This is a genomic window from Streptomyces sp. NBC_01288, assembly GCF_035982055.1.
In the GTDB taxonomy this organism is placed as follows: domain Bacteria; phylum Actinomycetota; class Actinomycetes; order Streptomycetales; family Streptomycetaceae; genus Streptomyces.
On record NZ_CP108427.1, the window covers coordinates 4,767,639 to 4,788,079 of the forward strand.

At 69.9% G+C, this 20,441-nt stretch carries 21 protein-coding genes; 12 read left to right on the forward strand and 9 right to left on the reverse strand.

Going from position 1 to position 20,441, the window contains the following annotated elements; all coding sequences use genetic code 11:
* The first annotated feature begins 15 nt into the window (after positions 1 to 15).
* From nhaA to OG194_RS21130, 4 genes are all read left to right on the forward strand, one after another.
* Positions 16 to 1,452 carry a Na+/H+ antiporter NhaA gene (gene nhaA, locus OG194_RS21115; RefSeq protein ID WP_327402381.1) on the forward strand — a complete coding sequence of 479 codons (1,437 nt, stop codon included), beginning with the start codon at positions 16 to 18 and terminating at the stop codon, positions 1,450 to 1,452.
* Positions 1,453 to 1,495: 43 nt separating this feature from the next.
* Complete coding sequence (locus OG194_RS21120; protein ID WP_327402382.1) at positions 1,496 to 1,981, forward strand: phage holin family protein; 486 nt, start codon at positions 1,496 to 1,498, stop codon at positions 1,979 to 1,981.
* Positions 1,978 to 2,928: an alpha/beta fold hydrolase gene (locus tag OG194_RS21125; RefSeq protein WP_327402383.1), complete on the forward strand. Its 951-nt coding sequence runs from the start codon at positions 1,978 to 1,980 to the stop codon at positions 2,926 to 2,928. Before OG194_RS21120 ends, OG194_RS21125 begins: the two co-directional genes overlap by 4 nt.
* Before the next feature lie 160 nt (positions 2,929 to 3,088).
* Positions 3,089 to 3,268, forward strand: coding sequence for a hypothetical protein (locus OG194_RS21130; RefSeq protein WP_078623198.1), 180 nt, complete (start codon positions 3,089 to 3,091; stop codon positions 3,266 to 3,268).
* A 60-nt stretch (positions 3,269 to 3,328) separates the two neighbouring features.
* Here the strand turns inward: OG194_RS21130 and OG194_RS21135 are convergent, their stop codons facing one another.
* The 3 genes from OG194_RS21135 to nth all read right to left on the reverse strand — a co-directional run bounded on the left by OG194_RS21135 (position 3,329) and on the right by nth (position 6,194).
* The gene (locus OG194_RS21135) at positions 3,329 to 4,528 is read right to left on the reverse strand and encodes a MarP family serine protease (RefSeq protein WP_327402384.1); all 1,200 of its coding nucleotides are present in this window, start codon (positions 4,526 to 4,528) and stop codon (positions 3,329 to 3,331) included.
* 13 nt (positions 4,529 to 4,541) lie between these two features.
* Positions 4,542 to 5,231 carry an NUDIX hydrolase gene (locus tag OG194_RS21140; RefSeq protein WP_327402385.1) on the reverse strand — a complete coding sequence of 230 codons (690 nt, stop codon included), beginning with the start codon at positions 5,229 to 5,231 and terminating at the stop codon, positions 4,542 to 4,544.
* Positions 5,232 to 5,315: 84 nt separating this feature from the next.
* Entirely contained in the window at positions 5,316 to 6,194 is an 879-nt protein-coding gene (nth, locus tag OG194_RS21145; RefSeq protein ID WP_442811602.1) for an endonuclease III, read from the reverse strand.
* Positions 6,195 to 6,446: 252 nt separating this feature from the next.
* Here nth and OG194_RS21150 point away from each other — a divergent pair, with 252 nt between their 5' ends.
* The 3 genes from OG194_RS21150 (at position 6,447) to OG194_RS21160 (ending at position 9,122) form a co-directional block, all read left to right on the forward strand.
* Complete coding sequence (locus OG194_RS21150) at positions 6,447 to 7,121, forward strand: Crp/Fnr family transcriptional regulator (protein WP_019063754.1); 675 nt, start codon at positions 6,447 to 6,449, stop codon at positions 7,119 to 7,121.
* A 73-nt stretch (positions 7,122 to 7,194) separates the two neighbouring features.
* Positions 7,195 to 8,238, forward strand: coding sequence for an outer membrane protein assembly factor BamB family protein (locus tag OG194_RS21155; protein ID WP_327402387.1), 1,044 nt, complete (start codon positions 7,195 to 7,197; stop codon positions 8,236 to 8,238).
* 59 nt (positions 8,239 to 8,297) lie between these two features.
* Positions 8,298 to 9,122, forward strand: coding sequence for a nucleotidyltransferase domain-containing protein (locus OG194_RS21160; RefSeq protein ID WP_327402388.1), 825 nt, complete (start codon positions 8,298 to 8,300; stop codon positions 9,120 to 9,122).
* Here OG194_RS21160 and OG194_RS21165 read toward each other — a convergent pair.
* The 4 genes from OG194_RS21165 to OG194_RS21180 form a co-directional block, all read right to left on the reverse strand.
* Positions 9,119 to 9,949 carry an MBL fold metallo-hydrolase gene (locus OG194_RS21165; protein ID WP_327402389.1) on the reverse strand — a complete coding sequence of 277 codons (831 nt, stop codon included), beginning with the start codon at positions 9,947 to 9,949 and terminating at the stop codon, positions 9,119 to 9,121. The genes OG194_RS21160 and OG194_RS21165 overlap by 4 nt on opposite strands.
* 520 nt (positions 9,950 to 10,469) lie before the next feature.
* Entirely contained in the window at positions 10,470 to 11,345 is an 876-nt protein-coding gene (locus tag OG194_RS21170; protein WP_327402390.1) for an NUDIX hydrolase, read from the reverse strand.
* Between the two features lie 195 nt (positions 11,346 to 11,540).
* The gene (locus OG194_RS21175; protein WP_327402391.1) at positions 11,541 to 12,008 is read right to left on the reverse strand and encodes a RidA family protein; all 468 of its coding nucleotides are present in this window, start codon (positions 12,006 to 12,008) and stop codon (positions 11,541 to 11,543) included.
* A complete protein-coding gene (locus OG194_RS21180; protein WP_019063748.1) occupies positions 12,005 to 12,163 on the reverse strand; it encodes a DUF4177 domain-containing protein in 159 nt (52 codons plus the stop codon). The genes OG194_RS21175 and OG194_RS21180 overlap by 4 nt, the downstream gene beginning before the upstream one ends.
* Before the next feature lie 95 nt (positions 12,164 to 12,258).
* Here OG194_RS21180 and OG194_RS21185 point away from each other — a divergent pair, with 95 nt between their 5' ends.
* Positions 12,259 to 13,236 (forward strand): ArsA family ATPase, encoded by a 978-nt coding sequence (locus OG194_RS21185; RefSeq protein ID WP_327402392.1) that lies wholly within the window; start codon positions 12,259 to 12,261, stop codon positions 13,234 to 13,236.
* Entirely contained in the window at positions 13,233 to 14,684 is a 1,452-nt protein-coding gene (locus tag OG194_RS21190; protein WP_327402393.1) for an ArsA family ATPase, read from the forward strand. Before OG194_RS21185 ends, OG194_RS21190 begins: the two co-directional genes overlap by 4 nt.
* A gap of 50 nt (positions 14,685 to 14,734) precedes the next feature.
* Here the strand turns inward: OG194_RS21190 and wblA are convergent, their stop codons facing one another.
* On the reverse strand, positions 14,735 to 15,073 hold the full coding sequence (gene wblA, locus OG194_RS21195; protein ID WP_019063745.1) for a transcriptional regulator WblA: 339 nt from the start codon (positions 15,071 to 15,073) through the stop codon (positions 14,735 to 14,737).
* Between the two features lie 407 nt (positions 15,074 to 15,480).
* Between wblA and OG194_RS21200 the strand changes: the two genes are divergently transcribed.
* A complete protein-coding gene (locus OG194_RS21200; RefSeq protein WP_327402394.1) occupies positions 15,481 to 17,757 on the forward strand; it encodes a transglycosylase domain-containing protein in 2,277 nt (758 codons plus the stop codon).
* Positions 17,758 to 17,884: 127 nt separating this feature from the next.
* On the opposite strand, the gene OG194_RS21205 is transcribed toward OG194_RS21200, so the two are convergent.
* Positions 17,885 to 18,352, reverse strand: a complete 468-nt coding sequence (locus OG194_RS21205) for a GatB/YqeY domain-containing protein (RefSeq protein WP_327402395.1) — start codon at positions 18,350 to 18,352, stop codon at positions 17,885 to 17,887.
* Positions 18,353 to 18,506: 154 nt separating this feature from the next.
* Here OG194_RS21205 and OG194_RS21210 point away from each other — a divergent pair, with 154 nt between their 5' ends.
* A complete protein-coding gene (locus OG194_RS21210; RefSeq protein WP_327402396.1) occupies positions 18,507 to 19,433 on the forward strand; it encodes a metallophosphoesterase in 927 nt (308 codons plus the stop codon).
* 177 nt (positions 19,434 to 19,610) lie between these two features.
* A complete protein-coding gene (locus OG194_RS21215) occupies positions 19,611 to 20,390 on the forward strand; it encodes a Pr6Pr family membrane protein (protein ID WP_327402397.1) in 780 nt (259 codons plus the stop codon).
* The last annotated feature ends 51 nt before the right edge of the window (positions 20,391 to 20,441 follow it).

Genomic DNA, 20,441 nt, shown 5'->3' on the forward strand with positions numbered 1-20,441 from the left:
CCCGGAGGTCTCCCCGTGACCGCGCCCCGCCCCACCGCCGCCCGCAAAGTGCTCGGACGGCTGTCCCTGCCCGAGCGGAACTTCGTCGCGGACGCGCTGCGCACCGAGACCGTCGGCGGTGTCCTCCTCCTGATCGCCGCGGTCACCGCGCTGATCTGGGCCAACGTTCCCGCCCTGCACAACAGCTACGAGAGCGTCAGCCACTACCACTTCGGCCCCGGCGCCCTCGGCCTGCACCTCTCGGTCGCCCACTGGGCCGCCGACGGCCTCCTCGCCGTCTTCTTCTTCGTCGCCGGCATCGAGCTCAAGCGCGAACTCGTCGCCGGCGACCTGCGCGACCCCAGGGCCGCCGCCCTGCCCGTCGTGGCGGCCCTGTGCGGGATGGCCGTACCGGCACTCGTGTACACCCTCACGAGCCTCACCGGCGGCGGCTCCCTCCAGGGCTGGGCGGTGCCCACGGCCACCGACATCGCCTTCGCGCTCGCCGTCCTCGCGGTCATCGGCACGTCGCTGCCGAGCGCGCTGCGCGCCTTCCTGCTCACCCTCGCCGTCGTCGACGACCTGTTCGCGATCCTGATCATCGCGGTCTTCTTCACCGCCGACATCGACTTCGTGGCGCTCGCCGGGGCGGCCGTGGGCCTGGCCGTCTTCTGGCTGCTGCTGCGCAGGGGCGTGCGCGGCTGGTACGTCTACGTCCCGCTCGCGCTCGTCATCTGGGCGCTGATGTACAACAGCGGCGTCCACGCGACGATCGCCGGTGTCGCGATGGGCCTGATGCTGCGCTGCACCACCCGCGAGGACGAGAAGCACTCCCCCGGAGAGCACGTAGAACATCTCGTACGGCCGCTGTCGGCGGGCCTCGCGGTGCCGCTGTTCGCGTTGTTCAGCGCCGGAGTCGCCATCTCGGGCGGCGCGTTGGGCGACGTGTTCACCAAACCGGAGACCCTCGGCGTGGTCCTCGGACTCGTCGTCGGCAAGGCGGTCGGCATCTTCGGCGGGACCTGGCTGACGGCCCGTTTCACCCGGGCCTCGCTCAGCGACGACCTCGCCTGGCCGGACGTGTTCGCGGTCGCCTCGCTGGCCGGCATCGGCTTCACCGTGTCGCTGCTCATCGGGGAACTCGCCTTCGACGGCGACCAGATGCTCACCGACGAGGTCAAGGCGGCCGTCCTCGTCGGCTCCGTCGTCGCGGCCCTCGGCGCGACCGTGTTGCTCAAGCTGCGCAACGCCAGGTACCGCAGGATGTACGAGGACGAGGAGCGCGACGAGGACCTCGACGGCATCCCCGACATCTACGAGCAGGACGAGCCGTCGTACCACCTGCGCATGGCGGAGATCCACGAGCGCAAGGCCGCCGAGCACCGCAGGCTCGCCGAGGTGAAGGCCGCCGAGCGACGCGGGCTTGCCGAAGTGGCGGGCGGGGCAGGCGAGGACAACGACGGTCCGGCATGATCTGACCAGACGGTACAAACACATGCAGATGAGGGAGTACGCGATGAGCGCACCCGACGGCAGCCCGGTCGGCGCCGAACGCAGCATCGGCCAGTTGTTCGCCTCGGCGACGACCGAGATGTCCGCGCTGGTGCACGACGAGATCGCGCTGGCGAAGGCGCAGCTCAAGCAGGACGTCAAGCGCGGTGTAGCGGGCGGCGGCGCGTTCACGGTCGCCGCGGTGGTCCTGCTGTTCTCCCTGCCGATGCTCAACTTCGCGCTGGCGTACGGCATTCGGACCTGGAGCGGCTGGAACATGGCCCTCTGCTTCCTGCTCTCCTTCGCCGCGAACGTGCTCGTCGCGGTCGTCCTCGGGCTGGTGGGCGTGCTCTTCTTTAAGAAGGCGGCGAAGAGCAAGGGCCCGCAGAAGGTGGCCGCTTCGGTGAAGGAGACCGCGGGCGTCCTGGGCAACGCCAAGCCGCATCCCCGCGCGGCGATCGAGGACCGTGTCCCCGAAGCCATCGAGGCTGTGGCACGCTCGTCCTCATGACGGACCCCGCCAATCCTTGGGCGCAACCTGCTTCGGTCGTACGGCTCGACATTCCCGGCGGGCGCGAGGTGACCCACCGGGATGTCGCGGCCAACGGCGCCCGCTTCCACATCGCGGAGGTGGGCGACGGACCGCTGGTGCTGCTGCTGCACGGCTTCCCCCAGTTCTGGTGGACCTGGCGGCACCAACTCGGCGCGCTGGCCGACGCCGGGTTCCGGGCCGTCGCCATGGACCTGCGGGGCGTCGGCGGCAGCGACCGCACCCCGCGCGGCTACGACCCCGCCAACCTCGCCCTCGACGTCACCGGCGTAATCCGCTCGCTCGGCGAACCGGACGCCGCGCTGGTCGGCCATGACCTGGGCGGCTATCTGGCGTGGACGGCGGCGGCGATGCGCCCCAAGCTGGTGCGCCGACTCGCCGTCTCCTCGATGCCGCACCCCCGGCGCTGGCGCAACGCGATGCTCTCCGACGTCAGGCAGTCGACGGCGAGTTCCTACATCTGGGGGTTCCAGCGCCCCTGGATCCCCGAGCGGCAACTCCTCGCCGAGGACGCCGAGTTGGTGGGCAAGCTGATCCGCGACTGGTCCGGCGCGAGCCTGCCGGACGACGAGGCGGTCGAGGCGTACCGGCGGGCGATGCTGATCCCGTCGACCGCGCACTGCTCGATCGAGCCGTACCGCTGGATGGTGCGGTCGATGGCGCGCCCGGACGGCATCCAGTTCAACCGGCGCATGAAGCGGCCGGTGCGGGTGCCGACCCTGCATCTGCACGGCTCGCTCGACCCGGTGCTGCGCACCCGCAGCGCCGCGGGCTCCGGGGAGTACGTCGAAGCGCCGTACCGCTGGCGGCTGTTCGACGGTCTCGGGCACTACCCGCACGAGGAGGACCCGGTGGCCTTCTCGACCGAACTGGTCAACTGGCTCAAGGATCCCGAACCGGATCGTTGACCGGTGGGTGACCGATTCGTGACCGGTGCGTGACCGGTCCGCTGCGCCCGGTATCCGGATATGAACACCTGTCCTACGAACGGCTACTTGCCTCGCGCATAGGCCAATTGGGGCCCCAAGGGGTGGTTATCGACCTTGGGGCAGGGGCAGACGTCGGGGTATGGGCTGGACGCACGACTACAGTGACGCAGCACGCAATCGCCGCTCGGACCACGGTCTGAGCTCCCACCAACGGGGCGCCCCGCAACTCCAGGGCACAGACCTCAGGGTGGGGATCCCGCGCATTCTGCGCCGCCGGGCCCGCTGGGTCTCGGTACGGCTGCGTCATCCCCGAGGCTGACGCACCCACCTCCTACAGGGCACGCCTTTCAGTGCGCACACCTTTCACGGCGGGCACCTCTCACAGCGCGCAACTGTCGCTGTCCACCTGCTCGTTGGCACTGCGCCCCTTGACGATGTCCGGCTGGATCTCGTCCGCGGTGAGCGCGTACCCGGTGTCGGGGTCGTCGAGGGACTTCGCGAAGACGACGCCGTACACCTTGCCCTCGGGTGTGAGCAGCGGGCCGCCGGAGTTGCCCTGGCGGACGGTCGCGTAGAGCGAGTACACATCGCGGCGAACCGTGCCGCGATGGTAGATGTCCGGGCCGTTGGCCGTGATGCGGCCACGCACGCGTGCGGCACGGACGTCGTAGGACCCGTTCTCCGGGAAGCCCGCGACGATCGCGCTGTTGCCGCTGGTGGCGTCCTTGGTCGCGAACTGCAGGGAGCGCGCCTTCAGGTCCGGTACGTCGAGTACGGCGATGTCGCGGTGCCAGTCGTAGAGGACGACCTTGGCGTCGTACTTGCGGCCCTGGCCGCCTATCTGGACGGTGGGTTCGTCGACGCCGCCGACGACGTGCGCGTTGGTCATGACGCGGCGGTCGCCGAAGACGAAGCCGCTGCCCTCCAGGACCTTGCCGCAGCTCTGGGCAGTGCCCATGACCTTGACGATGGACTGCTGGGCGCGGGTGGCGACCGCGCTGGAGGCGAGAGCCGGGTCCGGCGGCTGGACGTCGTTGATCGGCTCGTTCGCGAACGGGCTGAAGACCTGCGGGAAACCGTTCTGCGCGAGGACCGAGGAGAAGTCCGCGAACCAGGTGTCGGCCTGCGCGGGCAGCGCCCGGGAGACCCCCAGCAGCACCTTGGAGCTGCGGACCTCCTTGCCGAGCGTCGGCAGGGTGGTGCCGGCCAGCGCGGAGCCGATCAGCCAGGCGACCAGGAGCATCGCGAGGACGTTGACGAGGGCGCCGCCGGTCGCGTCCAGGGCGCGGGCCGGGGACCAGGTGATGTACCGGCGCAGCTTGTTGCCGAGGTGGGTGGTCAGGGCCTGGCCTACGGAGGCGCAGACGATGACGATGATGACCGCGACGACGGCCGCGGTGGTGCTGACCTCCGACTTGTCGGTCAGCGCGTCCCAGATCACGGGCAGCGTGTAGACGGCGACGAGACCGCCGCCCAGGAACCCGATCACCGACAGGATGCCGACGACGAACCCCTGGCGATAGCCCACGATCGCGAACCACACGGCGGCGACCAGCAGCAGGATGTCCAGCACATTCACGACGGACACCCTGTCATGACCGCCAGTCGAGCGGGACCTGCTTCTCGGGGTCCCAGGGCCGCTCCCAACCGGAGTAGTGCAGCAGGCGGTCGATGACTCCGGCCGTGAAGCCCCAGACGAGGGTCGATTCGACCAGAAATGCCGGACCCAGGAAGCCGCTGGGGTGCGTGACGGTGACTCTGTTGGCCGGATCCGTGAGATCCGCCACGGGGACCGTGAACACGCGTGCCGTCTCGTTCGGATCGACCACGCCCACCGGTGTCGGCTCCCGCCACCAGCCCAGCACCGGCGTCACCACGAAGCCGCTCACCGGGATGTACAGCTTGGGCAGCACCCCGAAGAGCTGCACTCCGGCCGGGTCGAGCCCGGTCTCCTCCTCGGCCTCGCGGAGAGCGGCCCGCAAAGGCCCGTCACCCGTCGGATCACCGTCCTCGGGGTCGAGGGCACCACCGGGGAAGGACGGCTGCCCCGCATGCGAACGGAGCGAACTGGACCGCTCCATGAGCAGCAGCTCGGGCCCCTGATCGCCCTCCCCGAAGAGGATCAGCACCGCCGACTGCCGCCCTGCCCCGTCCTTCGGCGGCAGGAACCGGCTCAACTGGAGCGGCTCGACCGTCTCCACGGCGTGCACCACCGGATCCAGCCAGCCCGGCAGCCCGTCCTTGCTGAGCACCACACCCTGGGTATTGCTCGCGCGTGTCATCCCCCACCCCCGTTCCCACTGATCAACGCCCGATACCTCCGAGATCGTTCCGTCATCCGGCCCCCGATGTCACACCGATTCGCCTCACGCCGATCCCAGTGGCGGCGCCGGTTTCCCGCCCGCGTCCAGATAGGACTGCGGCGGGTTGAGGCGCTGGCCGGGATAGCCGCCCTTCTCGTACTTGAGCAGCTTCTTCGCCTTCTCCGGGTCGGTCTCGCCCTCGCCGTACGCCGGGCAGAGCGGGGCGATCGGGCAGGCGCCGCACGCGGGCTTGCGGGCGTGGCAGATCCGGCGGCCGTGGAAGATCACGTGGTGCGAGAGCATCGTCCAGTCGCTCTTCGGGAAGAGCGCTCCCACGGCGGCCTCGATCTTGTCGGGCTCGGTCGCCTCGGTCCATTTCCAGCGCCGTACGAGCCGCTGGAAGTGCGTGTCCACGGTGATTCCGGGCCGCCCGAAGGCGTTGCCGAGCACCACGAAGGCGGTCTTGCGGCCCACACCGGGCAGCTTGACGAGATCTTCGAGCCGGCCGGGCACCTCGCCGCCGAAGTCGGCGACCAGGGCCTTGGAGAGCCCTATCACCGACTTGGTCTTGGCCCGGAAGAACCCGGTCGGGCGGAGGATCTCCTCGACCGCCTCCGGGTCGGCGACGGCCAGGTCCTCGGGGGTCGGGTACTTGGCGAACAGCGCCGGGGTCGTCTGATTGACCCTCAGGTCGGTGGTCTGCGCCGACAGGACCGTGGCGACCACGAGCTGGAAGGGGTTCTCGAAGTCGAGCTCCGGGTGGGCGTACGGATAGATCTCGGCCAGTTCTCGATTGATCCGGCGGGCACGGCGGACGAGGGCGGTGTGCGATTCACTCTTCACGCCGACCACCACTTTTGCCCCCTTTGTCACTTTCCTGCCGCCACCCTTGCCGCCGTCAGGGCCCTGTTCGCCCACAGCGGAATCACGAGGTACAACCATCCGCCCAGCCCCCTTGGCCTGTGCTCTCACCGGCGATTTGGACACCCGGCCAGCCTAGAGCCCGCCACTGACATCCGCCCCGGACCCCGAAGATCAGCCCCCAATTGGACCCCTGCCGCTTACCTCGGGACACCAGTGCGGCATCCTTGTGACAGATCACACTGTTTGGACGGTCCGGCAAAATGGGGAGCACGGTCCCCTGGTACCAACGGGGAGCACCATCCCCTGAGCAGGTCGACAAGGAGAGAACTCGTGGACGACGTTCTGCGGCGCGCCCCGCTCTTCGCGGCGCTCGATGACGATCAGGCCGCGGAGCTGCGCGCCTCCATGAGTGAGGTGACCCTCGCGCGCGGGGACTCCCTCTTTCACGAGGGCGACCCCGGCGACCGGCTCTACGTGGTCACCGAGGGCAAGGTGAAGCTGCACCGCACCTCCCCGGACGGCCGCGAGAACATGCTGGCCGTCCTCGGCCCCGGTGAGCTGATCGGCGAGCTGTCGCTGTTCGACCCGGGCCCGCGTACGGCGACCGCCAGCGCGCTGACCGAGGTCAAGCTGCTCGGCCTCGGCCACGGCGACCTCCAGCCCTGGCTGAGCGCCCGCCCCGAGGTGGCCTCCGCGCTGCTGCGCGCGGTCGCCCGTCGGCTGCGCAAGACCAACGACGCGATGTCCGACCTGGTCTTCTCGGACGTCCCCGGCCGCGTGGCCCGCGCCCTGCTGGATCTCTCCCGCCGCTTCGGCGTGCAGTCCGAGGAGGGCATCCACGTGGTGCACGACCTCACGCAGGAGGAGCTGGCCCAGCTGGTCGGCGCGTCCCGCGAGACGGTCAACAAGGCCCTCGCCGACTTCGCGGGCCGCGGCTGGCTGCGTCTGGAGGCCCGCGCGGTGATCCTGCTGGACGTGGAGCGGCTGGCGAAGCGCTCGCGTTAGCCACAGCATTTCGTACGACTTCGAAGGGCCCTGCTCGTACGGCGGGGCCCTTCGCGTATCGCCAGGGGTGGGGATGTACGAGGACAAGGCGTCGGATTCGGCCTGGAAACACTCCTGGTGGCGAAGATCGGCGCGCCGGCTGTGGAGAACGCCCGACGAGAAGGGCGACCTCGGCGGAAAACCGCTGGGCCTGTGGCTGACGGACGACACCGTCGTCATCGCCCGCGTCGACGGCGTACAGGCGTTCCGGGCCACCACCGGCGATCCGCTGTGGACCTGGCGGCCGCCCGGCGACCAGGTCGTCGGGCTGGTGTCCGCCGACGCCGAGGACGGCGTGGGGGTGGTCATGCACTACGAAGACGGGCGCCGGGACACGAAACGCGTCGGCCTCACCTCGCTGGCGATCGGCACCGGCGAGGTCGTACGACGCCGGAAACAGGACGCGGCCCAGCTGGGGCACATACCGTCCAAGGTCGCCCTCGGCGGGGGACTTCTCGCGACGGCCGGGGAGTCCTGGAAGGACTGGGAGGCGCGGCCGGTGATGCGCGCCCTCGACGTGGACACGGGGGAGGTCCGTTGGAAATACGAACTCACCGACCCGCGCGTGGAGAGCGCGTCCGTGATCAGCGCCCGCCCCTTCGTGGCATCCCTGAGGACACGCGGCGTGCGCGGCGGGCACAGCCTCCTGGTTCTGGGCGACGGCGGGACGGAGGCCGTGACGCTGGCCCTCCCGGAGGGGTACGAGAGGTTCGGCGAGCAGGTCGCGGTGGCCGGTGACGTCCTGGTGGTCGGCCTGGTCCCCAAGGACAGGGCCGAGCTCGACCGGGGCAACCGGCTCGGGGCGTACTCCGTCTCCTCCGGCGAGTTCCTGTGGGAGTGGCACGGCAAGGAGACGTACCAGGACGGCGTCTTCGCCCACCGGGGCCGACTGCTGGTCGTGCACGAGTACGGCGGCCGCCTCAGCGTGCTCGACCCCGCCGACGGCAGCGTGGTGACCCGGCGCAGGCTGCCCGGCACCGCGTTCGACTCGCTCGTCGCCGCGTCCGGCGACCTGGTCGCGGTGGGCTGCGAGGCCGGCGACTACAGCCACGGACTACGGGTCTTCCGCTGGCGATGACCCAGATCGGCGGCCGGAAAAGCACTCCCCGGGGGCCCGTCTCCCGGCACAGTGATCCCATGGCCGGAACCGTTCCCCACCGAGGGCTCGACGCCCAGGGATACATCGAGCGCGAGGGCTCCTTGGGGCGTGTCCCGCACGCCTTCCGGCCGGTCGTCGCCGCCGCGCGCGACCGGCTGATCGACCTCTACGGGGGACGCCTCAACAGCGCGTACCTCTACGGGTCGATCCCGCGCGGCACCGCGCGCGTGGGGCGCAGCGATCTGGACCTGCTCGTGGTGACCCGGCGGGAGCCGACCGAGGAGGACCGCGCCGGGGCCCGGAACCTCGGCGAGGCGCTCGACAAGGAGTTCCCGGAGATCGACGGCGTCGGCACGCTGCTGTACGGCCGGGCACGGCTGCTGAGCGAGCCGGAGAGGTACGACCTGGGGTGGTTCGTGGCGTGCCTGTGCACCCCGCTGCTCGGCGAGGACCTGGCCGAGGACCTGCCCCGCTACCGCCCCGACGCGCGGCTGGCACGGGAGACGAACGGCGACCTGGGGCTACTGCTCCCCCGCTGGCGCGAACGCATCGCCACGGCCGAGGACACGGACGCGGCCCGCCGCCCCCTGGTCCGCTTCATGTCCCGCCACCTGGTCCGCACCGGCTTCACGCTCGTGATGCCCCGCTGGAACGGCTGGACCAGCGACCTACGGGAGATGGCAGAGGCGTTCGCCGCGTACTACCCGGAGCGGGCGGAGGCCCTGCACGAGGCAGCGGAGTCCGGATACGACCCGCCGGGCGACGCGGGCCTCCTGCGGTCGTACGTCGACGATCTGGGCCAGTGGCTGGCCGAGGAGTACGCGCGCGTGCACGGCGTGAAGGCGTCACGCCCCACTGACTAGATGAGGCCGTGTTCCGTGAGGTAGTCCAACTGGGCCCGCACGGACAGTTCCGCGGCCGGCCACAGGGAGCGGTCGACGTCCGCGTACACGTGGGCGACGACCTCGGCCGGGCTCCGGTGGCCGTTCTCGACGGCCGTCTCGATCTGGGCGAGCCGGTGGGCGCGGTGGGCGAGATAGAACTCCACGGCACCCTGGGCGTCCTCCAGGACGGGCCCGTGACCCGGCAGGACGGTGTGGACGCCGTCGTCGACGGTCAGGGACCGCAGCCGCCGCAGCGAGTCCAGGTAGTCCCCCAGGCGGCCGTCAGGATGCGCCACGACGGTCGTACCGCGCCCCAGGATGGTGTCCCCGGTCAGGACGGCCTGATCGGCCGGGAGATGGAAGCACAGGCTGTCCCCGGTGTGCCCGGGCGTCGACACCACGACCAACTCCAGCCCGCCGACCCGGATCACGTTCCCGGCGGCGAGCCCCTCGTCCCCGAGCCGCAACGCCGGATCCAGCGCGCGCACCTTGGTACCGGTCAACTCGGCGAACCGGACGGCACCTTCCGCGTGGTCGGGGTGCCCGTGGGTCAACAGGGTCAACGCGACCCGTTTCCCCGCCTTCTCCGCGATGTCGACGATATTCCGCAGATGCCCCTCGTCCAACGGCCCCGGATCGATCACCACGGCCAACTCGGAGTCCGGCTCCGCGACGATCCACGTGTTCGTCCCGTCCAGCGTCATCGCGGACGCGTTGGGCGCGAGCACGTTGACGGCACGGGCGGTGGCGGGGCCGGTGAACACCCCGCCACGTGGCTGACCGGGGAGGGCGGCTGCGTCGGTCATACGGGGGCGCCTTCCGTGGGGCGGGGGGTCGGGTGGGGGGTGGTGCCAGGTGGGGCGGTCATGTGGGGGTGGGTTTCGGTGGGGCGGGTTTCGGTCCGGTGGTTTCCGCTGGGGTGGATCGGCGGGAGGCGTCTTCCGTCGGGCCGGTGCCACGGAGGGCGTCTTTCGCCGGGCCGGTCGCACGGGCCGGCCGCGCGGGAGGTGTCTTTCGCCGGGGCGGCCGCGCGGAGGGCGTCTTCCTTCGGGGCGATCATGCGTGAGGCACCCCTCGCCGGGCGGACCCTACGGAGGGCGCCTTCCGCTGAAGCGGTCCTACAGGAGCCGCCCTTCGGCGAACCGATCACGCGGTCGGCATCGCCCTCCGGACCAGCTGCGCGAGAACAACCCCGCGCCGCAACAGCCGCACGGCAGGCCGCCTCCCCGGCACCGGTCACACCGACGGCCTCGCAAGCCGTAGCAGCCGCGCGCGAGACGTTCCCCGCCGTGCCCGCCGCACGACACCCGCCCCTCCCCGAACCGATCATGCGGGCGCCCCGCCCAAAGGAATGTGCTTCGTGAACTCCCCGTGGCCCGGCCAGGACAGGACGACCTCGTCGGCCTCCAGGCGGGCCCGGGCAAGGACGGGGGTCAGATCGCGTTCCGGGGCCGCCGACAACGCCTCCGCCGCGCTGCCGTACGGGATCAGTCCGCGCAGGGTCGCGATGGTGGGCGGCATCATCGTCAGGTCGCCCTTGTCGTACGACGATGCCGCCTCGCCCGGGGTGATCCACACCGTGCGGTCGGCCTCCGTGGAGGCGTTGCGGGTGCGCTGGCCCTCCGGGAGGACGGCGACGAAGAACCAGGTGTCGTAGCGGCGGGTCTCGAACTCCGGGGTGATCCAGCGGGCCCACGCGCCCAGCAGGTCGGAGCGCAGGACCAGGCCGCGGCGGTCGAGGAACTCCGCGAAGGACAGGTCACGGGCGACCAGGGCGGCGCGGTCCGCCTCCCAATCGGGGCCTGTGGTGTCGCCCACCACCGAGTCGGGGGTGGGGCCGGCCAGGAGGACGCCCGCCTCCTCGTACGTCTCCCGGACCGCCGCGCACACGATCGCCTGGGCCGCGGTCTCGTCGACGCCCAGCCGGTTCGCCCACCACGCGCGCGTGGGGCCCGCCCAGCGGACGTGATGGTCGTCGTCGCGCGGGTCGACACCGCCGCCCGGGTACGCGTACGCGCCCCCGGCGAAGGCCATGGAGGCGCGTCTGCGCAGCATGTGGACGGCGGGGCCGGTGTCGGTACCGGTGTCCCTGAGGAGCATCACCGTGGCCGCCCGCCGGGGTTCCACCGGCGTGAGTCGACCCTCCGCGAGCGCCCTGATGCGCTCGGGCCACTCCGCCGGGTACCACTGACCGTTCGCCATGGGCGGAGGCTATCCCGTAGTGCGCGGATGTTCGAGAGGCAACAACACGTACCCCTGGACAGCGACAACGCCCGATCCCGCACCCGGGGCAGCAACTGCACCCACCGCACTCGCAAGCCGGCGACCACGGCCGATCACCCGCCCCGGGACAGCGACAACGATCAAGCCCGCTCGTCGTCCACCCCGGGACAACGACTACGCCTGCGTCAGCTCCACCTGGATCTCGACCTCGACCGGCGAGTCCAGCGGCAGTACCGCCACGCCGACCGCGCTCCGCGCGTGCACGCCCTTGTCGCCGAGGACCTCGGCGAGCAGTTCGCTGGCGCCGTTGATGACACCGGGCTGGCCGGTGAAGTCGGAGGCCGAGGCGACGAAGCCGACGACCTTCACCACGCGCGCGATGCGGTCGAGGTCACCGGTGACGGACTTGACGGCGGCGAGGGCGTTCAGCGCGCAGGTGCGGGCCAGTTCCTTGGCCTCCTCCGCGGTGACCTCACCGCCCACCTTGCCGGTGACGGGGAGCTTGCCGTCCACCATGGGCAGTTGGCCGGAGGTGTAGACATACACCCCGGACCGCACGGCGGGCTGGTACGCGGCGAGCGGCGGGACGACCGCCGGCAGGGTCAGACCGAGCTCGGCCAGCCGGGCGTCGACGGCGCTCATGCCTTCTCCCGCTTGAGGTAGGCCACCAGTTGCTCGGGGTTGTTCGGCCCGGGCACGACCTGGACGAGCTCCCAGCCGTCCTCGCCCCAGGTGTCCAGAATCTGCTTCGTGGCGTGTACGAGAAGCGGCACTGTCGAGTATTCCCACTTGGTCATGCGGCCGACTTTAGCCGCTGCCGACCACCCCTCCGCCGTCGCGTTATCCACAGCCTCCCGCTTGGTTCGGGCGCGGACTGGTTAGGCTCGAAGGCGTGAGCAGGCTCCAGGTCGTCAGTGGCAAGGGCGGTACCGGCAAGACCACGGTGGCCGCGGCCCTCGCGCTGGCCCTGGCCACCGAGGGGAAGCGGACGCTTCTCGTCGAGGTCGAGGGTCGCCAGGGCATCGCGCAGCTCTTCGAGACGGAGACGCTGCCTTATGAGGAGCGGAAGATCGCCGTCGCTCCCGGGGGCGGGGAGGTGTACGCACTCGCCATCGACCCTGAACTGGCCCTTCTGGACTACCTCCAGATGTTCTACAAACTCGGCAGCGCCGGCCGCGCCCTGAAGAAACTCGGCGCGATCGACTTCGCCACCACGGTCGCGCCCGGACTCCGGGACGTCCTCCTGACCGGCAAGGCCTGCGAGGCCGTACGCCGCAAGGAGAAGAGCGGGCGGTTCGCCTACGACTACGTCGTGATGGACGCGCCGCCGACCGGCCGCATCACCCGCTTCCTCAACGTCAACGACGAGGTCGCCGGGCTCGCGAAGATCGGCCCGATACACAATCAGGCGCAGGCGGTGATGCGGGTGCTGAAGTCGCCGGAGACGGCGGTGCACCTGGTGACGCTGCTGGAGGAGATGCCCGTCCAGGAGACCGCGGACGGCATCGCCGAACTCCGGGCCGCCCGGCTGCCGGTGGGTCGGATCATCGTGAACATGGTCCGCCCCGAGGTGCTGGACGCGGCCGACCTCGATCTCGTACGGGCCGTCCCGCGCACCGCCGTGGCGCAGGCGTTGTCGTCCGCGGGCCTCGGCGGGGCCCGGCGCGGCGGCAACGCCGAGAAGCTGGTGGATCCGCTGCTCGCGCAGGCCGAGGAGTACGCCGCGCGGTACGCGCTGGAGCACGACCAGCGGGCCGTGCTCGGCGAGCAGGACCTGCCGTTGCACGAACTGCCGTTGCTCGCCGAGGGCATGGACCTCGCGGGCCTTTACGAACTCGCCACCGAGCTGCGGAAGCAGGGGATGTCATGAGTCCGGACCCGGCCCGCGATCAGGACCCCGCCCACGACTCCCGTTCACAAGGCACCGACCGTTCACAGGAAACTTCCCGCTCCCACCACATCTCCCACGCGCGCGTGCTCGACGTGGATCCACTGATCGACGACCCGGAGACGCGCATCGTCGTGTGCTGCGGCTCCGGCGGGGTCGGCAAGACGACCACCGCGGCGGCGCTCGGGCTGCGGGCCGCCGAGCGAGGGCGCCGGGTCGTCGTCCTGACCATCGACCCGGCCCGCAGGCTCGCCCAGTCCATGGGCATCGACTCGCTGGACAACACCCCGAGGCGCGTGAAGGGCGTCGACGGGGACGGCGAACTGCACGCGATGATGCTCGACATGAAGCGCACCTTCGACGAGATCGTCGAGGCGCACGCGGACCGCGAGCGGGCGGCCGTGATCCTCAACAACCCCTTCTACCAGTCGCTTTCGGCGGGCTTCGCGGGCACGCAGGAGTACATGGCGATGGAGAAGCTGGGCCAGCTGCGCGCCCAGCACGACTGGGACCTGATCGTCGTGGACACCCCGCCGTCCCGCTCGGCGCTCGACTTCCTGGACGCGCCGAAACGTCTCGGCTCGTTCCTGGACGGCAAGCTGATCCGGCTGCTGACCGCGCCGGCCAAGCTGGGCGGCCGGGCCGGGATGAAGTTCCTCAACGTCGGCATGTCGATGATGACCGGCACGCTCGGCAAGCTGCTCGGCGGTCAACTGCTCAAGGACATCCAGACGTTCATCGCCGCGATGGACACCACCTTCGGCGGCTTCCGCACGCGCGCGGACGCGACGTACAAGCTGCTCCAGGCGCCCGGCACGGCGTTCCTGGTGGTCGCGGCCCCGGAGCGGGACGCGCTGCGCGAGGCGGCGTACTTCGTGGAGCGGCTGGCGGCCGAGGAGATGCCGCTGGCCGGTCTGGTCCTCAACCGGGTGCACGGCAGCGGAGCCGCCCGGCTGTCGGCCGAGCGGGCACTCGCCGCCGCGGAAAATCTTGAGGAGCCCCGCATTGTCGATCAGGTGGGCGGGAAAGCTGGACTTCGTAACTCTCCCGACACGTACGGCAGTTCAGAATCTCCCGCGTCATCGCCCGTCACCGAGGCAGCAGTTCGCGCCACAGCTCCTGACGAAGGCTCCCCCGCCGACACGGACCAGGAGCGGTCCGCCGCCACGGACGACACCGACGATCAGCCGGCCGACGACGGGCGTTCCGTCGACCAACTCACCGCGGGCCTGCTCACGTTGCATGCCGAGCGGATGCGGCTGCTCTCACGTGAGCAGCGCACACGTGACCGCTTCACCGCGCGGCACCCGGAGGTGGCCGTCGCCGAAGTGGCCGCGCTGCCCGGCGATGTACACGACCTCGCGGGGCTGCGGGACATCGGGAACCGGCTCGCGGCCGGTCGGCCGGAGCTGCCCGAGACGAAGGTCTGACGCGTACCCCGGGGATCGCCCGGGGTCGATCGGCCCCTACGGGACCGGCGTCAGCCCACCGCCGCGTAGTTCTCGTAGATCTCGTCGTCGTCGAGGGGGATGATGCCGACCCCTCGTTCGTACTCGATACGCGCGGTCTCCAGTAGCCGGCGCCATGAAGTGACAGTGGGCCGCCTGCGCAGCAGTGCGCGGCGCTCCCGCTCCGTCATTCCTCCCCACACGCCGAATTCGACGCGGTTGTCGAGCGCATCGGCGAGGCACTCCGTGCGTACCGGACATCCGGTGCACACTGCCTTCGCCCTGTTCTGCGCTGCTCCTTGAACGAACAGTTCATCCGGATCGGTAGTGCGGCAGGCCGCCTGCGCACTCCAGTCGGTAACCCAGCCCATACCGGCGCCGTCCTCTCCCGAATCGAGGCTCCCCCACGGCGGCAGCGGCATATTCACCGCCGCCAGTTGAGGACGTTACGGAAGGTGGGCACAGCGCAACACCCCCTTCGGGCCCAATCTTGAATGGCCCGAACGGACTATGGGTAAGCGGCAGATCACCCGGGGGAGTGAGCTGACGACATGCGTGACTTTCCCGGCAAAGCGGGACAGTTGACATGCGCCACAAGGGGCACCAGGTGACACAGGAGGCGGATTCGGACACGCCTCCGAGAAAAAATCCGGGAACGACCGGAACGATTCGGGGTCGCCGGACGTATTGATACGTGACCGCGCTGCTGTGACAGTTGAGAGCAGCTTAGGCCAACGCCTATACACGTGTCCGGCGAATGAGAACGTAGGCTGCCCCCATGCCAAAAAAGCGCTCGGGTGGTGGTCTGTCCCCCCTGCAACAGACCGCCAAGTTCCTCGGTGTCAGTGTGCTCGCCGGTGCCGTGATGGCCGGAATCGCGATGCCCGCGGCCGGCGCGCTGGGACTAGCGGCCAAGGGGTCGGTCCAGGGGTTCGACGACATCCCGGACAGTCTGAAGAGCCCTCAGCTCAGCCAGCGCACCACGATCCTGGACAGCAAGGGCAACCAGATCGCCTCGGTCTACTCCCGTGACCGCACGGTGGTGGAGCTCAAGGACATCTCGCCGTACATGCAGAAGGCGATCGTCGCGATCGAGGACTCGCGCTTCTACCAGCACGGCGCGATCGACCTGAAGGGCGTCCTGCGCGCCCTCAACAAGAACGCGCAGAGCGGCGGGGTGTCCCAGGGCGCCTCGACCCTCACCCAGCAGCTGGTGAAGAACTACTTCGTCGAGGAGGCCGGTGACGACCCGACGAAGGTCGCGCAGGCCACCCAGCAGACCCTCGGCCGCAAGGTCAAGGAGCTGAAGTACGCGATCCAGATCGAAGAGAAGCTCGGCAAGAAGAAGATCCTTGAGAACTACCTGAACATCACCTTCTTCGGAGAGCAGGCCTACGGCGTCGAGGCCGCGTCCGAGCGCTACTTCTCCAAGCACGCCAAGGATCTGAACCTCCAGCAGTCGGCGCTGCTGGCGGGCATCGTCCAGTCCCCCACGCGCTACGACCCGATCAACGACGAGGCCGAGGCCAAGAAGCGGCGCAACACCGTGCTGGCCCGCATGGCGGAGGTCGGCGACATCTCCAAGGCGGAGGCCCTGGCGGCCGAGAAGACCGACCTCGGCATGAAGGTCAGCCAGCCGAAGAACGGCTGCATCACCGCGGTCAAGGGCGCCAGCTTCTTCTGCAAGTACGTCGAGAACGTCTTCCTGAGCGACCCGGTCTTCGGCAAGACCAAGGAGGCCCGGGCGAAGATCTGGAACCAGGGCGGCCTGACGATCCGTACGACGCTGGACCCGCAGGCGCAGGACTCGGTGCAGGCCTCGCTCAAGGACCACATCTACAAGTCGGACTCGGTCGCCGCGGCGGCCACGCTCGTCGAACCCGGCACCGGCAAGATCCTCGGCATGGGCCAGTCGAGGCCGTACGGCTACGGCAAGAACGAGACCGAGTACAACTACTCGGTCAACGCCGACATGGGAGGCTCGAACTTCGGCTTCCCGACCGGTTCGACGTTCAAGCCGTTCGTCGCCGCGGCCGCGCTGGAGCAGGGCCTGCCGGCCACCCAGCAGTACCCGGCGCCGTACTCGATGGACTACCCGAGCCCCGTCTCGACCTGCAGCGGCAAGAACTGGGTCAACACCGGCGGCGCGACCGTGGAGAACGAGAGCGAGTCGGAGAAGGGTCCGTACGCACTGAAGGAGGCGATGGCCAAGTCGGTCAACACCTACTTCGTGCAGATGATCTCCGACATCGGTCTGTGCCCCGTGGTGAGCATGACCAACAAGCTCGGCGTCGTGCAGGGCAACGGCGACAAGATCCCCGAGGTCCCGGCCATCGCGCTCGGTTCCAAGGGCCTCTCGCCGCTGACGATGGCCACCGCGTACGCGGCGTTCGCCAACGAGGGCACCTACTGCACCCCGATCGCGATCGAGTCCATCACCCAGAAGGTGGGCAACGAGCAGAAGTCGCTCGCCGTCCCCAAGTCCACCTGCACGCGCGCGATGAGCAAGAAGACCGCCGACACGATCAACACCGTGCTGCGCGGCGTGGTCGACTCCGGCACCGGCCAGGAGGCCGGCCTCACCGACCGCGAGAGCGCCGGTAAGACCGGTACGACGGACGCGCGCAAGAACGCCTGGTTCGTCGGCTACACCCCGAACCTGGCCGGCGCGGTCTGGGTCGGCAGCCCCAAGCAGAACGTCGAGATGACCAGCATCCGCATCGGCGGCGTCTGGCACGACGAGGTCTACGGCGCCGACACCCCCGGCCCGATCTGGAAGGACGCCATGTCCGGCGCCCTGGAGGGCAAGCAGGCCCAGTCCTTCCAGCTCGTCAACATCCCGGACCCCGTCAAGAAGGACAAGGGCAACGACGGCGGCAAGAACAACGACAACGGGGGCAACGACAACGGCGGCCTGACGACCGACGGCGGCACCACCGGCACGACCGACGGCGGCACCACCCCGACCCCGACGTTCTCCTTCCCCGACGGCTTCATCCAGGGCAACGACAACGGCGGCAACAACGGCAACGGGAACGGCGGCAACAGGGGCTGACTCCCCGTCGGTCATCCGCTGTTCAGGCTTTTCGTCTACGACGACGGGGGCGCCCCTTTTCGAAAGGGGCGCCCCCGTCGTCGCAGAGAAATGCGATTCTCCGGACGGATTTCTCCAGAGTGGCGGCTCAGCCGGCGAGGAGCTTCTTCACCACGGCGGCGACGCGGCCGCCCTCGGCCAGGCCGGCGACCTTCGGGTTCACGATCTTCATGACGGCGCCCATCGCGCGGGGGCCCTCGGCGCCGGACGCCCTGGCCTCCTCGACGGCCTGGGTGACGATCGCGGTCAGCTCCTCGTCGCCGAGCTGCTTGGGCAGGTACTCGGCGAGGATCTCGCCCTCCGCCGTCTCCTGCGCGGCCGACTCGGGGCGGCCGCCCTGCGCGAAGGCGTCCGCGGCCTCGCGGCGCTTCTTCGCCTCCTTGGTGATCACCTTGAGGACCTCGTCGTCGGAGAGCTCACGCTTCTCCTTGCCAGCGACCTCCTGATTGGTGATCGCGGAGAGCGTCAGCCGGAGCGTGGAGGAGCGCAGCTTGTCCTGCGCTTTGATCGCGGCGTTGAGGTCTTCCTGCAGCTTCGACTTGAGCGTGGTGGTCATGAGTCCGATTCTCGCAGGTGCGTGAGTCCGGCCGCCCACGGATTTAAGGGCCTGCTTGAGGGGCGGCTTGAGGGGCCGCTCAAGGAGTCGCTCAAGGTGCCTCTTAAGTGGCCGCGGCCGACGGGGTGTCAGTGGGGTCTGACACGATGGCGGTATGCGCGCGCGATACGGAGTACCTCTGGGAATTGCGGCGGCCGGTGCCGCCGGTGTGGTCTATGCGGCGGCCTTCGAGGTCCGCTCCTTCCGTCTGCGCCGGGTGACGGTCCCGGTGCTGCCGGCCGGCATGCGCCCGCTCAGAGTCCTCCAGGTCTCCGACATCCACATGGTCGGCGGCCAGCGCAAGAAACAGCGCTGGCTGCGCTCACTCGCGGGCCTGCGCCCCGACTTCGTGATCAACACCGGCGACAACCTCTCCGGCCCGGAGGCCGTCCCCGAGGTCCTCGACGCGCTCGGCCCGCTGATGGACTTCCCCGGCGCGTACGTCTTCGGCTCGAACGACTACTACGGCCCCACACCCCGTAACCCCGCCCGGTACTTGTTCGAGAAGACCGCGGGCCGCCACGGGCTGAACGGCAACCCGCCCGTCGTAGGAGCCGTCCACAACCCGTGGGAGGACCTGCGGGACGGTTTCGACGCGGCGGGCTGGCTGAACCTGACGAACACGCGGGGGACGCTGAAACTCGAAGGCGCGTCGGTGGAGTTGACCGGCCTGGACGACCCCCACATCAAGCGTGACCGCTACGCGCGCGTGGCCGGCGGCCCGTCCGACGACGCCGACTTCTCGATGGCCGTGGTGCACGCGCCGTACCTCCGGGCCCTGGACGCGTTCACGGCGGACGGCTATCCCCTGATCCTCGGCGGCCACACGCACGGCGGCCAGCTCTGCATCCCCTTCTACGGCGCCCTGGTCACGAACTGCGACCTGGACACGGACCGGGTCAAGGGGCTGTCCCGGCACTCGGTGGAGGGGCGGACGTCGTATCTGCATGTGTCGGCGGGGTGCGGGACCAATCGGTATACGCCGGTGCGGTTCGCCTGTCCGCCGGAGGCGACTTTGTTGACGTTGGTGGGGCGGGAGTAGGTAGTCGGTAGTCGGTAGTGAGTGGGGAAGCAGGGGGGAGTTGAGGGTTCCGGGGGGGACGGGTACAGGGAAGTACCGGGGACTGCTGCGAGGGTCCTCGTGAGGTCGCGGTCACTGAAGTACCTCGTCCAGCCCACCCGTATCGCCCGATTCGTCCCCGCTGCCTAGCGTGAGGGCATGACCGCCCCGATACCCAGGGACATCCCGGACCTCCCCGCGGTACCCGGCATGCCCGCGCTGCTCGCCTCACCCGTTCCCGCCACCGCGGTGGTGGCCCCGTACCGTCGCCCGCTGACAGCGGCGTACCGACTGCTGGTCGCGCTCGTCGCGGCAGCGGCGGTGACCGTCGACCTCTTCCTCGGCAGCCCGATCCGGGTGCTGACGTACTTCACGATCCAGAGCAACATCCTGCTGGCCCTGGTCATGATCGCCACGGCCCGCCGCGCCTGGACGGCCCGCCGCCCCCTCTCCCCCCTGGTCACGGGCGCGGCACTGCTCTACATCACGATCACCGGCCTGGTGTACCACCTGATCCTGGCGCACGCGTCGAGCCCGTTCGCGATGACGGGCGGACCCCTCAGCGGCTGGCAGGCGGTGACGAACCAGGTCCTGCACACGGTGATCCCGATCGCCGCGGTGATCGACTGGCTGTTCCTGACCGCCCCCGGCCGGCTGCATCTGCGGATGGCGACGACGTGGCTGCTGTACCCGATGACGTACCTGGCGGTGTATCTGGCCCGGGGCGAACTGATTCTCCCCGGCACACCGGGCCGCTACCTCTACACCTTCCTGGACGTCGAACAGCACGGCTACAAGAGCGTCCTGGGCAACGCCCTCCTCCTCGGCCTCGCCTTCTACGCCCTCTCCGTCCTCCTCGTGGCCCTCGACCACGCCCGCCCCAACCTGATCCGCCACCGCGCCAAAACCGGATTTCGTCTCCGGCCACCGGTGGGCTAAAGTAAACGATGTCGCCACGGCGAGCAGCAGCTCAGGCAAGATAAGTGGCGA